We start from the raw sequence: 16139 nt of genomic DNA, 5'->3' as shown, positions 1-16139 counted from the left end.
GGCTCTAAATTAGGAGTTTTCGTCCCGTCATCAAACTGCTTGACGAACCCCATATCCCCAGTTAATTGAGCGACAGTTTTGGCAATCAGGAAACAACAAGCTACGGGTTGAAGCACTACCTGTTGTTCCGAAAACCGAATTGTCACCCAGTTCGCTGCTAAGAAGAACTTATCACGTTGCTCATCCTTCCCCTGGTCGATACAGTGATGGGGTTCCCCTGTTTTGTAGACGTAGGGTTCGTCAATCTCGACACAGAAGCTCAAACCAGACGGTAAAACCAAACAAAAATCGGCACTATAAACCAGCTCGCTATTGGGAATACTAAAGGTGTAGCTGGGCTTGAGCGTAGCTCCAAAGTACTTCTGGAGATACTTGGCAAAATCTGCCTCTGAAGCTCCAACTTGAGCCGTAGAGACACCTAAATGTGGTTTGACTCGATCGACTAAAATCGTTTGCCAGTCGGCTACTTGCCACTGTTTGACTTCGATCGTTTGAAACTGAGGTGCGGCAGGTGCGGTCTTTCGCTGTCTGAAGGCAATGGTAGCCTCTTCGCTATCCATCTGTTTCCCCAGGAAGACCAAAGCGAGTGCCATTACCATCACACTCGCTACCGCAATCCCATTGTGAGTATAAACATTGAGAAACCGCAGCACAATCGCCATCACAGCCGCTAGAAATGTTAGAGCTAGATATTTGACCTGGAGAGAATAGCCATGCGCTGGAGCCGAAGATCGAGTAGGAGCGGATCGATTCTCAATCGGTACGAACTTCTTCACGATTGTCTGTCTGGGCAAATGCTCTTGAATCAGTACGGGTAAAAGCACAATTGGATAAAAATTCGGGTGTTTATGCCTAATTTTGGAATTAGTTGATTTTCCAGCCATAAAATTTAGTTAGTACATACACCTTGGAAAACAGATCGAAATGACAAGACCATCAGACTTATGGGCACCATTTAAACGCGATTGGCACAATGATGAAACTGGAGAGCTTCAGGAGCCACACCGCAGTAGGTTGATGGCAACGGGGGTTACTCCACTTAGGATCGCCGAGATGGAAACCGAAGTACGGGCGGAAATTGCCACATTCCACCGGATGAATGCCGAACGACCATTAGTAAATGGAAAGAATTGGGCAGAGCAACAAGTAGAGCTACAGCAACGCAATCGGAGCATCCCCAGATCTATGCAGAATGCCCTGCATAATGGGACATTCGATCCCGATGAGAATTATGAGTAGAAATTGATTCAACCCCGTCTGCTACGGTGTTAATCAGCCGATAGATCCTACTTCTAGTCAATAGCGGCACTTGGGGATTGCTCACAAAGCAGGAAAGGGGCTGTTGGCTATTTTCAATTTGGTAGATCTCAATCGGATTATTAATCAGCCCCAATAGGATTACCCGTTTCGTGTCATCAAAAACGGGCTGCTCAAAGCTTTTGAAGTTCTCGCGGAAATGATGATTTTCGACTAGAAATGCCTGTTGACCGAATAAATCGAGGATTTCTGGGGGATAGTCCTCTTTTCCGGTACTGACAAACCAATAGAAACAAGGAAAGCCCAAGGAGTCGATCTCAGATTCTCGTACCCACTGGATGAAAACTTCCCTGTCACTAGCAGGAATTTTGACTATTAACGTGTGTTCGGAGCCAAGATCGAGCAATACATCCAGATCGTAAAATGCCTGGGTTGCAAACTGAAGATTGTATGCCTGATTGAACGCAGGGGAATAAGTCATCCCAATCCGTTTATCCATTGAGGCATCAACAACGATAATTCGCTCGTCGGTTTGAGCTAAAACCTCAACCAGAGCGCGGATGAACCAGGATTTTCCGGCTTGTCCGCGATCGCTACCAATAAAGTGGATACTCATACTAATGACATCCCCGCTGGAGTAGCTGCTGTCTTCTTTTTTCGGGTATAAACCGGAATCTCTAACTCTGGCGGTTCGATAGGTTCAATCGACTCAGGTGTAGGTATGTCAGGCTGAAATGGGGATTGGGCAATAACTCCCGCTAATTCCTGCTTCCGCCGATCCGCCCATTCCTGGGGTATGGCTTCGTTATAGCCGTGGGGATGTTCTAGCACTGTATATCCAGCCTCACTGAGATACTTTTTAGCCAAAGCATCAACGCTATTGCCATCGCCAAATACGATCGTTGCCTTGGCTTGACAAGCAGCTTTGAGTAGGGGTAGATAATTTTGCTCGAAAAACGGTTCAATGGTCGATCTAATTACCGATTTGCCGTCGAACCTATTCCCACTCACCATCACCACGTCACCAGCCTGATAGCGGTCAGTGTTAGCATTTTCGGCATAACTATCTTGATAAAGATCCGTCCGCGACGGGCTATTTAATAGCGATTTCCCGATGTACTTATTAGCTGCAAATCCCATCGAAATATCAGTCGCAGCACGAGCGGGAAGAGAGCCTAATTTATTGACATTATAGGTACTCAGGATGGGGTTGATTTTCTGCCCGTCAGCATCGCAGTTATAGCTGTACTGATTGCGATCTTCCTTCAAGTAGCTATTTAGATCCGTTGTGGGAACTACCGCTGCATAGATAAGAGCGAGCCTGGATTTCTGTGATGGGCAGTCCAGCGGTAGGGGCGCATTGCCCATGCTAGAGACAAATCTGTCGCGCAGGTACTCACTACCAAAATAGAATACGGTATGCTGCTTATCTTCAGTCAATCCAGTTCGCGCATGGAATCTTGCCCGTGCTTCTTCTCCAATTCCAGCGAGAGTATACGGCAATCTGGTGAGGTTATCGATGTCGATTTGAGTAGCTCCAGTAGTGAAGCCGCCAGCATCCTCCAACCATCCGCCCAAGTCCTGGAGGTTTTTAGCCACAATTGGACGCACTACCTTTGCCGCCTGTAATTGCTGGTGGTAAGCTTGAGGATCTAGAGGCTGTTTTGTATCGGCATCGACAAGCTGCTTGATGCGGGCAATCAACGGATCTGCTTTGTTATTGCCCTTTTTGCGTACCGCTTCCGGCTCGACTAGGAAGACTGAATATCCCCGCTGATACTCTGGTTCGTAAGCTGGATGAGGATTCTCACCTGAAGCATGGAATCGATAGGGAATATTTTTGCCGTTTTGCTGTGGTAAGTCCAGAAAAGCTTTGACTGAAGCAACTTTTTCATCTGGGCAACTAATCTGATAAAACTCCTGAAACTCGACGGCTGAATTGACGATTACAGGCTGCTGAGTCCGAGTTACCAGGAGTGGATTGGCACTCAAATCATTGAGAGATTTCGATCGACAAACATCAATTTTAGCTGTGAGATCTTCGCCCAAAGGTAAGGCGGGTGAATACAATTTACCTGGGGTAGAAACTTCCCACAGTGCGGAGTTGTAGATTTTTTCAGGATTATCGATCTGCAACCTGTCTTGGACTTTAGCCATCGCCGAGTGAAGGATTGGGATGGGTAGAACACTCTCTTCGCGAGCAGAATTATGAGTCAGATCTGCCAGCACTCCAACTTGTTTAGCAGACGCGGTGGTAATATCCCCAAGCTTGACGGTAGTACCCTCAATATTTTGCTGAAGGGTGTAGCCAGTAACTATTGATGCGGATTGAGAAACTTGGCGCGAGAAGTTCTCCTTGACGAAATAATTGGGGTATAAATCTACAACTTTTTTATCCGCTCGATCTCGCTCTGGAATAATCCCCGATAAATAATATTCAATCCCTTCGCGTTCGAGAACGGCGGAGAATGAAGGTTTCCCAGTACCTTGATTTAGAGGATTGTACTTAAATTCCTTGAATTCTAGCTCTGCACTCCCGTCGATCTGAGTCGCCCAAATCTCCGCCAAGCCAGAACTGGCATGAGAAATCGGACAATCCATCCCCATGATATTGACAGAATATGGCAGAGTCCGAACGGGATCGAGCGATAGGGCTAAATCTACCGCCGAGCGTTCTTGACTATTAGTTATTTTTTTACCAGCCGCAGTTAAATTAGTAGCAATCAATCCTTGCCCTGGCTCCTTTAATTTGAGCGAGAAACAATAGGCTTCAGCAACTAAACTACCTGCCCCGACAATCCCTGCGGGTAGACTAGAACTCGTTTTAATCCGATTGTCAATTTGATATTTACCAGTTTCGGGTAGATTACCAAGAAAACCTACCGTCAAGTTACCTGGAGCTTCGATTAGTAGTTTGCCGTCAGATCTAATCTGAAATTCAAAGGGATTATTTGCCATCGCTTTCACGGCTCGATTTACGGCTTCTTTTGATTCAGGATCGATCGCATTAAAGATGAGATTATCGACAGGAATCGATTTAATATGCTCGGTTAAAGCATCGGGATAAGCAGCGATTAAATATCCCGCTCTCGATCGATTTGTCCCTTGAGCGATGGCAGCTAGGGCTTCTAATGGCTCTATTCCTTCACTAGCAAATGCTTGGCGCAGTCTTTGCAAATTATCCTTACGTTCGGAGCCGATCTCTTTTTTGTCATCATTGAGGAAGTGAAGATCGATTTTCCCGTCCTGGACTAGTAAGTTAAATTTATCCTTGGAGATCGTTAAACCATTCGGATATTTCTGAGCAAACATTTGGCAAACTTTCGGATCGAGATTAGCTAATCGATTATGCTCTGCATCCGGCTGAATTAGAGCCTGACGCAGATTAAAGTCGAGGATAATATCAGCGGTTGTGGACTCTTTGAAATATTTAAAATTGGCACCATTGAGATCGAAGAGTTTAATCGCACTATTACCGACTTCAATCTCTAGATATGCCTTTTTGCCATTACTCAGCCGTTGATTATAACCGATTTCTTTGAGACGCTCGACAATTTGTTGGTCGTCACTGAGATAAAATTGAGCGATCGCAGAAGCTTGACTCGACACGGGAATATCCCGAAACGATCGCATCAAATCGGGATTACTAACCTGTTGTTTCGAGTCGAATGGCGGTTGGTAATGTTGATTGCATAAATCCTGCAACAAGTCAGGGAGGGTACAACCAGTAGGTTCGGGTTTGCGCCCATCCTGGTAGGATTTAGCTCTAGTTTTACCAGCGATCGAATCAAAGGTACTTCTAGCGCATTCTGTCGATAGGACGTGTGAAATCTCATCATGAATGATGTTCGCAGATTTGAACACATCTACTGCATCCTGATTCAATTGACTAGTCACAACGATGCACTCATCAAGTACGCCCTGATACAGCCGCAACCGTTCGGATGTGGTAGATTTAGGTGCAGCTAAGGATAAACCATCAATTGTTTCTAAATAATTAGTTTGGACGGTGCGATTAGTTTTACGGTCGAATTTTTGAAAGGAACCAATTAATTCGATCGGTTGGCTTAGATCTACTTCCCGCTCGATTAGCTTGGATAGTTTCTGATATCGAATAGCATAATCTTTCAACTCTTCTAACTTATCAGTTTTGCCCCATAAATCTTTCAGCGGTAGCTTTTCAAACGTATCGATCGCCTGAATCAGTTGAGAAGAGAAGGCTTGTTTAATATCTCCAGTAGGACTGGTAAACTGGTAAGTTCGATCGGTTTTGAGAAACTGGAATTGAGAACGGAGTCGTAGCATTTTATCGAGAACGAAATAGCCGCCAACTTGTCCATGTTTTTCAACGATCTCTAGCTCATCAAAAGAGTTGACAAAATCAGTCGCTGCTGCTCGGACTTGAGGATCGAGAGTAACGGGTTTGTTTGCTCCCGTAGTGATGGATTTACCTGCTAATTGACTCTCATCGGTTCTAGATTTGAATAGCAGTTTCCGCGCTCTAGTAAAATACTCATCAGCGAACCGATTCATTAACCCGATATCATTTAGATCGATTGCCACATCGATTTCCCCTCTAGAAAATTCCAGCCGCCGTTTGTGGGAATAAACCACCCCTACATAGCCAGGGCGAATGTGTTCGGCGATCTGCGGTAACGTCCAATCAATTGGGAGGTTTTTCTCACTTTTATGGAAATTTCCCAGTTTACGATCGGGATGTTCGTTCTGTTTTACTGCATCATATAAATGAGGTACTGTCGATCGTTCGATAACGTTACCCGTATCGCCATCAAAATCCATCTGAGTGGCTTCCATCAGCGTCTGGAAGCCCTGTGATAGCTTTTCTTTAGACCCGTACTGTTCGAGTAAATTAGCATAGGTTGTCGGGTCTTCTCGTTCGATGCGATCGAGGGTTTGGACGTTGACATACATGATGTTAGGATCTGCCCCTAACTCTTTAAGTCCTTGCCAGACATTGAGATTATTTTTAACCGTAACGATCCCATTCCGATTGACGATGGGAGAACGGTAGAAGATTAATTCCTCACCATCAGCCAGCCAAGGAATGGCAACCTCACCATATTTAAGATCGTAGGCAGGAAGGACTGTAGCATTATTGCTATTGAGTTGAGGAATATCCCCATAAGATAGATTTTTCCAGGAAGCATTAATCCGATCTTCGAGCCAATCTTGCACCTGTTTAGAATCAAGGAGATTGTATCTCCCTGACTTCAATGCCATTTCAATTAGTTTAGGAGTTTTGAACTCATCTTGAGTATTAGAATTTGCTTTTTCATCGTTAGGATCGTCCTGCATCCCATCCAGATAATAATCATTCAGTGCTTGAGCGGCAATTGTCACCACATCTCGACTATTAGCCGCTAAAATCTGTGCTTGAGCGTGAACGATCGGCAATACATCGGTAGCAGCTTGGGGATAAATATTAATTAGCTCACTAATCGAAGCCGAGGTACGTTGAGCATCATTTTTAATTCCTAAAAACAATTCGGCTGGATCGTATTCATAGAGTCCGGGGGCTACTTTATTTCCCTTAAAACTATCTGAAGATAAAATTAGATCTGGAGCATTTCCATTCGGAAACAGCTTCTGGAAATCGAGAGGATTGAGCATTCCCTTCGCAAAGGTAGGATGTTCACCTTTTAACCCTAATCGAAATTGAATCGCATTCTGGCGATTGGCTAAATCTTTCAATAATTTAGTATCGATCGCCCCACAAGAATCATGCACGAGTTGGCGCGATATTTCAGTAGAAATATTTGCATTTCCACTATCATAGTTGTTACTAAAATCAACCACCGCAACTTTTAAAGGACGTGTTGGGTTCATTGGCACACAACCACCTTTGAAAACACTGGCATAAGCTCCAGCCAGATAATCGATGGGCAGTACCTTTTTTAACTCGGCTGCGGCGGCTTCGGAACCATAAATTAGATCGTTGCGATCGACTAGCAGTAATTTAGTCCCAGGCGGAGAATTATTTTCGATCTCAGCTTGAGTTGTATATTCGTTATTTTGAGCTAAATATAATTGTTCTCCAGGAATAAAGTGATCTAATAATGTTTGGCCAGGAATTACTCGTGCTTGAGGTTCATTAGTAATTGGATCGAGTTGAACCTTTTTGGAGAATAAGCTATAGCGAGTAAGATCTGTCATTAATTTATTGGGGAGTATAATTTATGTTTAAAGTTGCGCCGACAGTCATCCCTAGCATTGCGGGAATATTCTGTTTTACTTCTAAGACTTCGTTATAGGCTACGTTAGTACGATTTTCTAAGCACTTCTGCTCTTGCTCTCCACAAGGTTGAACTCGCTGGATATCGACAACTTTGGCATTTTGAATGAAGACTAACGCTGTCGGAAATTTCATGCCCTTGCCATTGAAAATAGTCGGAGTATCGATTTGATAGAGCATCCCGCGATCGTTGTCAAGACTGTCACGGTAAGTCAACCCACGACTGAGAGATACTTTGGTTCGAGCCACCTCTAACTTAATTGCTTTACCATTAAAATCGAGTTGAGCCGTAACTGGCAAAATGTATGCTACCTTACTATTGTTTTCAGCAATAAATGCCTTTGCCATAAATGGAAATGCGAGGAAAAACACCCACAGATATTTCTTATATTTCGGATCGTTATCTTTATTAGGGATCGACATATTAATTAGTATTGCGAGAGTACAAATCTTGCTTAGGAAGATCGAAGGGGTGAGGTTGATTTGAACTTGAAGGTTGAGTAAAGTTTTTGGCACGGTTTTCGATCGCCATGACACCTTCTGGGTTTCTACTAAATAGAGTGTGGACGCATTTACGAGCAGCGAGAAGATCGGGTAAATCGATCTCAATTTGTCCTCCATCCTCAATCTCATAAAATAGAGCGGTTGCAGCTTCGATCGCAATTTGCGCCAATTCCGCACCCGTACATTTTTCAGTCCGTTCTAAAATTACAGTCCACTCTTGGGGAGTTAAAGCACCATCACCAGTTTTGTAACGAGAATCGAATCTGGCACAGTGCAACTGGAGAATTTCTTTGCGTTCGGCTGCTGTCGGGAAATCCACATAAAAGACTTTATCAAAACGTCCCGCACGGGTAAGTTCTGGAGGTAAATTTTCCAGGCGGTTCAGTGTCGCTAGAACAAAGGTTTTAGAAGTTTTTTCATTCAACCAAGTGAGAATTACCCCCAAAAACTCACCCGACTTTTCACCAATAAAGAACTTGTCAAATTCATCAAAATAGGGAATACAAGGCTCACAGGCATCGATCCGAGCGAGTAATTGTTTAAATTTCGTAACTCCACCAGATTTAACAACATCGATCCCAATATTCACTAGTGGGAAACCCAATTTTTGCGAACAGATTTTAGCGAAGTAGGTTTTACCAGTTCCAGGCACACCAACAATTAACCAGCCTCTAGGTAAAGGGATATTATATGCTCTAGCTTGCGGAGAAAAAGACTTCTGAACGCCAACTAAGCTCTGTTTGATAATATCTAGACCGCCGATATCTTTGGTCGTGGTATCGCCAATAAACTCTAAGCCATAAGTTGCAAATAGAGCATATTTATAATTTAGAAGTTGCTCGGCGGCTGTATCGAGATCTACACCTGGAGATACTTGCTTGAGTGCCATCCTAATTTCTTCAAGCGTCAATCCAGACAAGGTATTCAGAAATTTACCATCGGGTGGAAGCTGATAACTTGTCAACATCTCGCCGATTTCAGTAGCAGTCGGGAGCGGAAAATTATAATTGTGAATTAATTGAATAAATTTATGAGGAATTTCCCCAGTTTCCAAAAACACGACTCTAGTGTCGGGGGATTGGCTCAGAGTAAAGAACAAAGCCGTAATCGATAACTCTGCTTGAACTTGCTGTGGTGGAGGTAAAGCAGCAATTGCCGTAAATAGATCTAGATAAACATATACCCCATTCTCGCTCAGTGATTGGCTCTGAAGAACTGTGAGAATTTCATGTCCCAGATCGATTGTCGAATACCACTGGGGAGCATCCTTCAACCCATGAAATCCAGTCGATAGGGCACTCCAAACCCGCAAGGGTAAATTTAACTCACCCGCAGCTTCCGCCAGCTTGAGCAGACTATTTTGCTGCTCGATGATGGGGATTTGGATGCCGATTAAGGGTTTGGATATCAGGAGACGATCTAACATAAATTTTGAGTGGGGATGAGAAACGGCCCCGCAGGAGAGTAAATAAGACTCCTACGGGGCGGTTCCCAATAAAGCATTAAGTCAACCCCAACCATAACCTCACATTACGGAGATCTGGCTGAGGTAGATGGCTGAATCTAATTGCAAGTAATAAGTAGTAAGTAATAAGTAATAAGTTTCGACTCGTTGTTAGGCGTGAGGATTTATGACTATTTTAGATTTGTGACAAAATCTAAAATAATAGGCTCAGTTATTATAGTTTTTTGATAAAATCTAAAATAAGGACTGTACCTATTTTAGTTTTCCGAGCGAACTGCCCCAATGAAGAACTTCCAATCAGGTCGATACATCCAGCAGGGATATTACAAAAGCTTTCAACCTAATCCGATCAACAGGCTATGGTCGATGGATAATATGGAGTTAATTCAGTTACTCGGACGAGCAGATCGAGAACTGGGCAGGTTGGATATGTATTCCGACTATATTCCCAATATCGATCTGTTCATCAGTATGCACGTCCTCAAGGAGGCGACTCAATCAAGCAAGATAGAGGGCACCCGCACCAATATGGCGGAGGCATTATTAGCTGAGGAAGACGTTGCCCCAGAGAAACGAGATGATTGGGAGGAAGTCCAAAACTATGTCGCAGCGATGAAAGAGGCGATCTCAAATTTGCACACGCTACCTTTTTCTTCGCGCTTAATCCGCGAAACTCATCGGACGCTACTCCAAGGTGTGCGCGGTAAACACAAGCAGCCTGGGGAGTTTAGACAAAGCCAAAACTGGATTGGCGGGGCTACTCTCAGCGATGCGATCTTTGTGCCACCCGTCCATAGCTCGATTGGGGAACTGATGAGCGACATCGAGAAGTTCGTGCATAACAACACCGATTATTTTCCAGAACTACTCAAAATTGCCCTGGTGCATTACCAGTTTGAAACGATTCACCCGTTTCTCGATGGGAATGGACGGGTGGGGCGGTTGCTGATTCCGTTGTATCTGGTGGACAAGGGGATCTTAAAACAGCCTGTGTTATACCTCTCGGACTTTTTTGAGCGGAACCGCACTCATTATTATGACAATCTGATGCGGGCAAGGGAGAAAAATGACCTGTTGCAGTGGTTTAAGTTCTTTCTGGTGGGCATCATCGAGACTGCGAGTAATAGTGTGGCGACGTTTGACAATATTTTGAAGTTGCAAAAGCAGGTGGAGGGTCAAATCCAGGCACTAGGTAGCAGAACGGTAAATGCTCAGAAGGTTATCGATTATTTGTATCAACGTCCGATTATTGATGCGGCGAAGGTGGGGGAGGTGGTGCAGGTGTCTCCGGCTTCGGCGTATAAGTTGATTGTGGATTTGGTGCAGTTGGGGATTTTGGAGGAGATTACTGGTGGGAAGCGAGGGAAGCAATATATGTTTATGGCGTATTTGAATTTATTTAAGTAAGGGGTAAGTCAGATGACTCGATCTTTTGCTCCACTGCTCATTTGCTCATTTGCTCATTTGCTCATTATTTTGGTAGGATAATGTTATTACTAATAGTAATAACGCAAACTCGATTATGACTAATCCAACCTATCCACTCGCACCTGCCAAAATCGGTAATGCGTCTGGTTTCCGTCTACCTGCTAGTTTCTACCGCGATCATCCGCAGTTTGTGAATGCGACAGGATGGGTGGAGGTGTTGAGCGATAATACTGTGCTAGTTAAGTTAGAACCACAGCCAGTCGAGCTAGATTCAGATTCAGACGATCTGATGCTGAGTCTATTTTTGGATTTAGTGACTAAAGACGCGCTGACTAATCCCGAACATCTCGAAGCATATACCGAGGAGATGGCGGATGAAGATGATGAGCTGTTAGCTGGAGTGGTAGTCGATTAATGGGCGTACCGATCCGCAATGGTTGGGAAATTTACTTTCACCGCCAGTTATTTGGCGAACAACGACGACAACTGCGAGAACGGGTGAAGCAGTTGAAGGCTGAGTTACCCGAAGCAGATTACCTCGGACATCCAGATGTGAAACTTTTAGCCACTGTGATGGTGGGGGTTAAGGAGAAGATCGCCATAGATCCGCTGGCTACTCAATTTGCTTTGACTGGCTCGTTGCGGCGGTATGGCAGGATGAAGGGGATGGGGCTACCAAGTCGTTATCGACTGTTTTTTCGAGCTTTTACGAGTGAGGAGCGGCAAGTTCTGATTGTGTTGTGGTTGGGTTATCCGCGCAAGGCTGGGGATAAACAAGATTGTTATGAGGTGTTTACGAAGATGGTCGGGAATGGTGATTTTCCAGCTAACTTACAAGAGTTGTTGATTGCTACTAATGAGTGACTTGCGATCGATCTTTGTCCAGTTGTTCGGATCGAATCGATAGCCAATTTGGGTATGTTACTACTAAGCCAATCAGTCTAAATGGTGGCTAGGTATCAAAATTAGGAAAGGTATGCAGAGAAATGGAAGTCAATGCACGTAACGAGTCAGAAATCTTTGCAGATCTAGAAAAGCTGTGTACATCACAGGGCTATGTTCATGTCATTGCATACTTTTGTTTTATAGACAATACCACTAGTTATGCCGATAGAATCTCTCCTGAAGATTTAATGCGACAACTTTCACCCGAAAGACTTGTTCGTACTGAGATATCTACTCTTGTTGGACTAATGTTTAAACAGGAAATAGATTTTTCAATTCCAGATCCTGAGATTTTTCAAGGATATATTGATAGCACAAAAACTTTGTTAGAAGAGATTCATCATTCAATGATGGCTCCAGTAATTGAAAATATCATTAAAAATAGAGACCCCCAAGAAAAAACAAGTTTGTTATCAAGTGGATTAGCATTAAGAGAACCAATATTTTACAGCGGCGAGTCAGCGTATTACTTTCAGTATCGAGATTTTTTAATTAAAAAATATGGTCAAGACAGTGATTGGTTTGTCAAAAACAAAGGTTACTCCATTGAGCAGGCTTGTCTTGTCATAAAAGCAATTGAAAATTTACACACTTACAACCTTAATCAAATACTTAGTACGTTCGACAAACAAGATCCAAGCAAGTGGACTGTTTTGCCAGCTTTCGTATTTACTGTAAATGAAATTGCTACTGAATTAGGAATTCGAGATACTATTGTCCAATCAGTAATATCATCTTTTGTGCCGCCTGACGGGACAAGAAATGAAGATTTTTTGGCACTAGGTGATTTCAACATCACTAATGCTTATCCAATTATTCCATACGATGGATCTGGCTATATTTTATTTCATAAATATAGTTTGGCGGAAGCTTTTTATGAAACACCTTTTTTCTGGTTCAACGATGATATTGCTTATAAAGACATAGCTACAAAGCATAGAGGTGAATTCACTGAGAAATTTTCTGCGGAGCGTTTAAAACTCGTTTTTGGTGAAGATAGAGTTTTTGAAAATATCAATATCGTTGATTCTAGGGGGAAAACAGTAGGTGAGATTGATGTTCTAGTTGTTTTTGCTAATAGAGCAATTGTTTTACAAGCTAAATCAAAAAAACTAACGATACCTGCTCGTAAAGGTAATGATAATTGTCTTCGTAGCGATTTCAAAAAAGCCGTTCAAAATGCATATGATCAGGCATTTTCATGTGCAGAATTATTAACTAATTGTAATTATAGACTTGAAGATTGTACTTCAAGTTTAGTTGAAATACGTAGAGATTTTAGTACAGTATATTTATTTTGTGTGGTTTCTGACCACTATCCTGCGCTAAGTTTTCAAGCTGGCGAGTTTTTAAATTGCAAAAAAACAGACGAAATAATGTATCCATTTATTATGGATGTATTTCTTCTTGATGCGATGACAGAAATGCTGCAAACTCCATTGTATTTTTTAAGCTATGTTGACAGGCGGACTGGATATGCGGGCAAAATTAACTCCATGCATGAGCTAACTGTTCTTGCATATCATCTTAAATATAATTTGTGGATGGATGGAGAACATAATTTCATCCATTTACATGATGATATATGCGCCGATCTCGATCTTGCAATGTTAACTCGTAGAGATGGATTACCAGGAATTGCAACGCCAGAGGGCATTCTAACTAGATTTAAAGATACCGCGATTAGTAAAATTATTAGTGAAATAGAGACATCTGAAGATCCAGATACTATTGACCTTGGCTTTATGCTCCTACTTCTTAATGAGGATACAATGAAGCAGATTAGTAGTGGTATTGAGGAGATTACTAAGCTAGTAAAAAAAGATGGGAACCATCATAATATTACCATCGGCATGGAGGATGGAAGTACAGGTTTAACAATTCATTGTAATCCAGAGATAGAAACCGAATCTATACCTCAACTTAAAAGACATTGCAATATTAGAAAATATATTGGAAAAGCAAATACATGGTTTGGAATATGCTTAGATCCGCAAAGTACGAAAATTAAATTTGTATTGAAATTGGATAATGAGTGGAAATATTCAGAAGAAATGGAAGCAATAGTGAAAAATAGACTAAAACCACAGCGCACAATCAACTTCAGTCAAAAAGCAGAAGCGAGAAAGAAAGTTGGGAGAAATGAGCCATGTAATTGTGGCAGTGGTAAAAAGTACAAGAAATGCTGTCTTAATAGCTATAGTAATTTTACAATATAGTAAACAAATCTATCATAATACGGGTAAAATACATTATGATAGTTATTGATTCACTACTAATTTTGCTAACCATTTTATTATCCTATGATTGATATCTAACAAGATCGATCGAGTGTTTAATCCACATAATCTCGATCGATCCAATTAAAAAGTTACTCTTATCACTATATTCTCAATTTGCGAATGTAGAATAGAAGTAACAGAGAATAGATCCTATGCTCAAACCTCAAGACATCCCCATCCTCCTCAAAACCCATCTCTGGCAAGATCGCCAGTGGCGGTATAGCGACTTAGCCGAAAGCCTTGGCATGAGTGCCTCCGAAGTCCATAGCTCCCTCAAACGCAGCACAATCGCCAAACTCTACAACCCCCTCACCCATCAACCCCTCACACCCCACTTATTAGAACTCCTGATTCATGGCTTGAAATATATCTACCCCGCCACTCCAGGAACATTAGTGCGCGGAATGCCCACCGCTCATGGCATCTCCCCACTCAAAGAACAAATCGTCAGCAGTCAAGAACCGCTAGTTTGGGCATTTCCAACTGGTACAGAGATTGGATTGGCACTAACTCCCCTCTATCCATCTGTACCGCTCGCCGCTAGCTTAGATCCCCAGCTATACGAGTTATTAGGGCTGGTAGATGCCCTCAGAGTCGGGCGGATTCGCGAACAACAATTAGCCGCTATTGCCCTGCAAGAACGATTGGGGGCAACACTGTGAGCGATAATTCAATTGCCATGCTGATGGTAGTAGCTTCAGTACTCGACATATTGCCTCAACCCGTCGTCTACACTGGTGGCGCGACAATTCCCTTGTATCTCGATGCTTTGAGTGCCAGAGATATGCGCCCGACTGATGATGTCGATTGCGTGGTGGAAGTCACCTCCCAGCGCGAATACTATCAATTATCGGCAACACTCCGAGAACTCGGCTTGAGTGAAGATAGTTCGCCTGGTGCGCCCCTGTGTCGATGGCTATGTGAGGGCGTAAAACTCGATGTGATGCCGATCGATCCTCGAATTTTAGGTTTTGGCAATCGCTGGTATGAAAGGGGTGTAGCTGAATCGATCGACGTTGTTTTACCCGACGGGATGAAGATTAAAATATTCACCACCGCCTATTTACTCGCATCCAAAATCGAAGCCTTTGGCAATCGCGGCAAGAATCAATTTTATTTCAGCAAGGATTTTGAGGATATTATCACTCTATTCAATGGCAGTCCCAACCTAATCGCAGAGATCGCTACGAGTGAGCCAGAAGTAGGGACGTTCATCACCACATGGGTAAGAACCGAGCGCAAAAATTTAGATGCAATGGCTCCAGCATTTTTAGCTGCTAGCGATCGATTAGCCGGACGGGATAAATTACTATTAGAGACGATCGATCTAATGGCGGGGTTACGCTTAGAGTAACGACATCGATCGTAGTTTAAATAATTTCGGTGAAGAAGAGGAATAAATAATGAAAGAATATAGCTTTACCTTAAAATTTAATTTCCCTCATGCTCGGATCGACCCCCATTATTATATCGAGCAATTATATGAAGCTGGATGTGATGATGCCTTAATTGGAATTGGCAAGCAAGGGTGTATTGCACTAGATTTTACGCGTTCCGCATCATCGGCTTTTGATGCTATTTCTAGCGCGATCGTTGATGTCAAAAAAGTGATCCCAGATGCTAGTTTAATTGAGGCAACACCAGATTTTGTAGGTTTAACAGATACTGCCAAAATTTTGGGATGTACTCGCCAAAATATTAGAAATCTAATTTTTAATAGTGATACTAGATCTCCCTCGCCCGTTTATGAAGGAACTCCTTCTATTTGGCATCTGGCAGAGATTCTGACTTGGCTTAGAGAAGCTAAAACCTACTCGATCGATGACTCATTATTAGAAGTTGCGATCGTCAACATGGAGTTTAATATTGCTAGAAAGTGGCGAAATATAGAGCCAGATCTGCAAAAAAATATCCGCGCCCTAGTTTGCTAATCTACTGCATTAGTCTTGGCGTAGCCTCTCCTCTGTAGAATCGTTGCAGCCAGTTAGATTCAGTTAAAATAAAG

General features: G+C 42.9%; 13 protein-coding genes. 8 read left to right on the top strand and 5 right to left on the bottom strand.

Features of this window, described 5'->3' with window-relative positions; translation table 11 throughout:
• A partial coding sequence (locus ACEW9J_RS04705) for a hypothetical protein (protein ID WP_373543982.1) occupies positions 1 to 884 on the bottom strand: 884 nt, incomplete at its 3' end.
• A gap of 40 nt (positions 885 to 924) precedes the next feature.
• Between ACEW9J_RS04705 and ACEW9J_RS04700 the strand changes: the two genes are divergently transcribed.
• Positions 925 to 1239: a hypothetical protein gene (locus tag ACEW9J_RS04700; RefSeq protein ID WP_373543981.1), complete on the top strand. Its 315-nt coding sequence runs from the start codon at positions 925 to 927 to the stop codon at positions 1237 to 1239.
• Here the strand turns inward: ACEW9J_RS04700 and ACEW9J_RS04695 are convergent.
• From ACEW9J_RS04695 to ACEW9J_RS04680, 4 genes are read right to left on the bottom strand one after another with little or no spacing between them, the layout of a single operon-like run.
• A complete protein-coding gene (locus tag ACEW9J_RS04695) occupies positions 1184 to 1873 on the bottom strand; it encodes a hypothetical protein (RefSeq protein ID WP_373543980.1) in 690 nt (229 codons plus the stop codon). The two genes, ACEW9J_RS04700 and ACEW9J_RS04695, sit on opposite strands and share 56 nt — an antisense overlap.
• On the bottom strand, positions 1870 to 7431 hold the full coding sequence (locus ACEW9J_RS04690) for a hypothetical protein (protein ID WP_373543979.1): 5562 nt from the start codon (positions 7429 to 7431) through the stop codon (positions 1870 to 1872). Before ACEW9J_RS04690 ends, ACEW9J_RS04695 begins: the two co-directional genes overlap by 4 nt.
• 4 nt (positions 7432 to 7435) lie before the next feature.
• Positions 7436 to 7933 (bottom strand): DUF192 domain-containing protein, encoded by a 498-nt coding sequence (locus tag ACEW9J_RS04685; protein ID WP_373543978.1) that lies wholly within the window; start codon positions 7931 to 7933, stop codon positions 7436 to 7438.
• Between the two features lies 1 nt (position 7934).
• Positions 7935 to 9440 carry an AAA family ATPase gene (locus ACEW9J_RS04680; RefSeq protein ID WP_373543977.1) on the bottom strand — a complete coding sequence of 502 codons (1506 nt, stop codon included), beginning with the start codon at positions 9438 to 9440 and terminating at the stop codon, positions 7935 to 7937.
• Between the two features lie 321 nt (positions 9441 to 9761).
• Here ACEW9J_RS04680 and ACEW9J_RS04675 point away from each other — a divergent pair, with 321 nt between their 5' ends.
• The 7 genes from ACEW9J_RS04675 (at position 9762) to ACEW9J_RS04645 (ending at position 16065) form a co-directional block, all read left to right on the top strand.
• On the top strand, positions 9762 to 10886 hold the full coding sequence (locus tag ACEW9J_RS04675) for a Fic family protein (protein ID WP_373543976.1): 1125 nt from the start codon (positions 9762 to 9764) through the stop codon (positions 10884 to 10886).
• Between the two features lie 115 nt (positions 10887 to 11001).
• Positions 11002 to 11322, top strand: a complete 321-nt coding sequence (locus tag ACEW9J_RS04670; protein WP_373543975.1) for a hypothetical protein — start codon at positions 11002 to 11004, stop codon at positions 11320 to 11322.
• A complete protein-coding gene (locus ACEW9J_RS04665) occupies positions 11322 to 11771 on the top strand; it encodes a type II toxin-antitoxin system YhaV family toxin (protein ID WP_373543974.1) in 450 nt (149 codons plus the stop codon). Before ACEW9J_RS04670 ends, ACEW9J_RS04665 begins: the two co-directional genes overlap by 1 nt.
• A gap of 122 nt (positions 11772 to 11893) precedes the next feature.
• On the top strand, positions 11894 to 14071 hold the full coding sequence (locus ACEW9J_RS04660; protein WP_373543973.1) for an SEC-C metal-binding domain-containing protein: 2178 nt from the start codon (positions 11894 to 11896) through the stop codon (positions 14069 to 14071).
• 215 nt (positions 14072 to 14286) lie between these two features.
• Positions 14287 to 14796, top strand: coding sequence for a hypothetical protein (locus ACEW9J_RS04655; RefSeq protein ID WP_373543972.1), 510 nt, complete (start codon positions 14287 to 14289; stop codon positions 14794 to 14796).
• Positions 14793 to 15488, top strand: a complete 696-nt coding sequence (locus ACEW9J_RS04650) for a hypothetical protein (RefSeq protein ID WP_373543971.1) — start codon at positions 14793 to 14795, stop codon at positions 15486 to 15488. The genes ACEW9J_RS04655 and ACEW9J_RS04650 overlap by 4 nt, the downstream gene beginning before the upstream one ends.
• 49 nt (positions 15489 to 15537) lie before the next feature.
• Entirely contained in the window at positions 15538 to 16065 is a 528-nt protein-coding gene (locus tag ACEW9J_RS04645; RefSeq protein WP_373543970.1) for a helix-turn-helix transcriptional regulator, read from the top strand.
• Positions 16066 to 16139 lie beyond the last annotated feature (74 nt).

The organism is Chamaesiphon sp. (assembly GCF_041737865.1).
In the GTDB taxonomy this organism is placed as follows: Bacteria; Cyanobacteriota; Cyanobacteriia; order Cyanobacteriales; family Chamaesiphonaceae; genus Chamaesiphon.
This window is presented reverse-complemented; position numbering and strand designations above follow the sequence as displayed.

What these genes read in the sequence shown, in the direction of transcription:
- ACEW9J_RS04700 (WP_373543981.1), top strand. Translation starts at nt 925, where the DNA reads ATGACAAGACCATCAGACTTATGGGCACCATTTAAACGCGATTGGCAC.
- ACEW9J_RS04695 (WP_373543980.1), bottom strand. Translation starts at nt 1,873, where the DNA reads ATGAGTATCCACTTTATTGGTAGCGATCGCGGACAAGCCGGAAAATCC.
- ACEW9J_RS04675 (WP_373543976.1), top strand. Translation starts at nt 9,762, where the DNA reads ATGAAGAACTTCCAATCAGGTCGATACATCCAGCAGGGATATTACAAA.
- ACEW9J_RS04680 (WP_373543977.1), bottom strand. Translation starts at nt 9,440, where the DNA reads ATGTTAGATCGTCTCCTGATATCCAAACCCTTAATCGGCATCCAAATC.
- ACEW9J_RS04685 (WP_373543978.1), bottom strand. Translation starts at nt 7,933, where the DNA reads ATGTCGATCCCTAATAAAGATAACGATCCGAAATATAAGAAATATCTG.
- ACEW9J_RS04655 (WP_373543972.1), top strand. Translation starts at nt 14,287, where the DNA reads ATGCTCAAACCTCAAGACATCCCCATCCTCCTCAAAACCCATCTCTGG.
- ACEW9J_RS04665 (WP_373543974.1), top strand. Translation starts at nt 11,322, where the DNA reads ATGGGCGTACCGATCCGCAATGGTTGGGAAATTTACTTTCACCGCCAG.
- ACEW9J_RS04660 (WP_373543973.1), top strand. Translation starts at nt 11,894, where the DNA reads ATGGAAGTCAATGCACGTAACGAGTCAGAAATCTTTGCAGATCTAGAA.
- ACEW9J_RS04670 (WP_373543975.1), top strand. Translation starts at nt 11,002, where the DNA reads ATGACTAATCCAACCTATCCACTCGCACCTGCCAAAATCGGTAATGCG.
- ACEW9J_RS04645 (WP_373543970.1), top strand. Translation starts at nt 15,538, where the DNA reads ATGAAAGAATATAGCTTTACCTTAAAATTTAATTTCCCTCATGCTCGG.
- ACEW9J_RS04690 (WP_373543979.1), bottom strand. Translation starts at nt 7,431, where the DNA reads ATGACAGATCTTACTCGCTATAGCTTATTCTCCAAAAAGGTTCAACTC.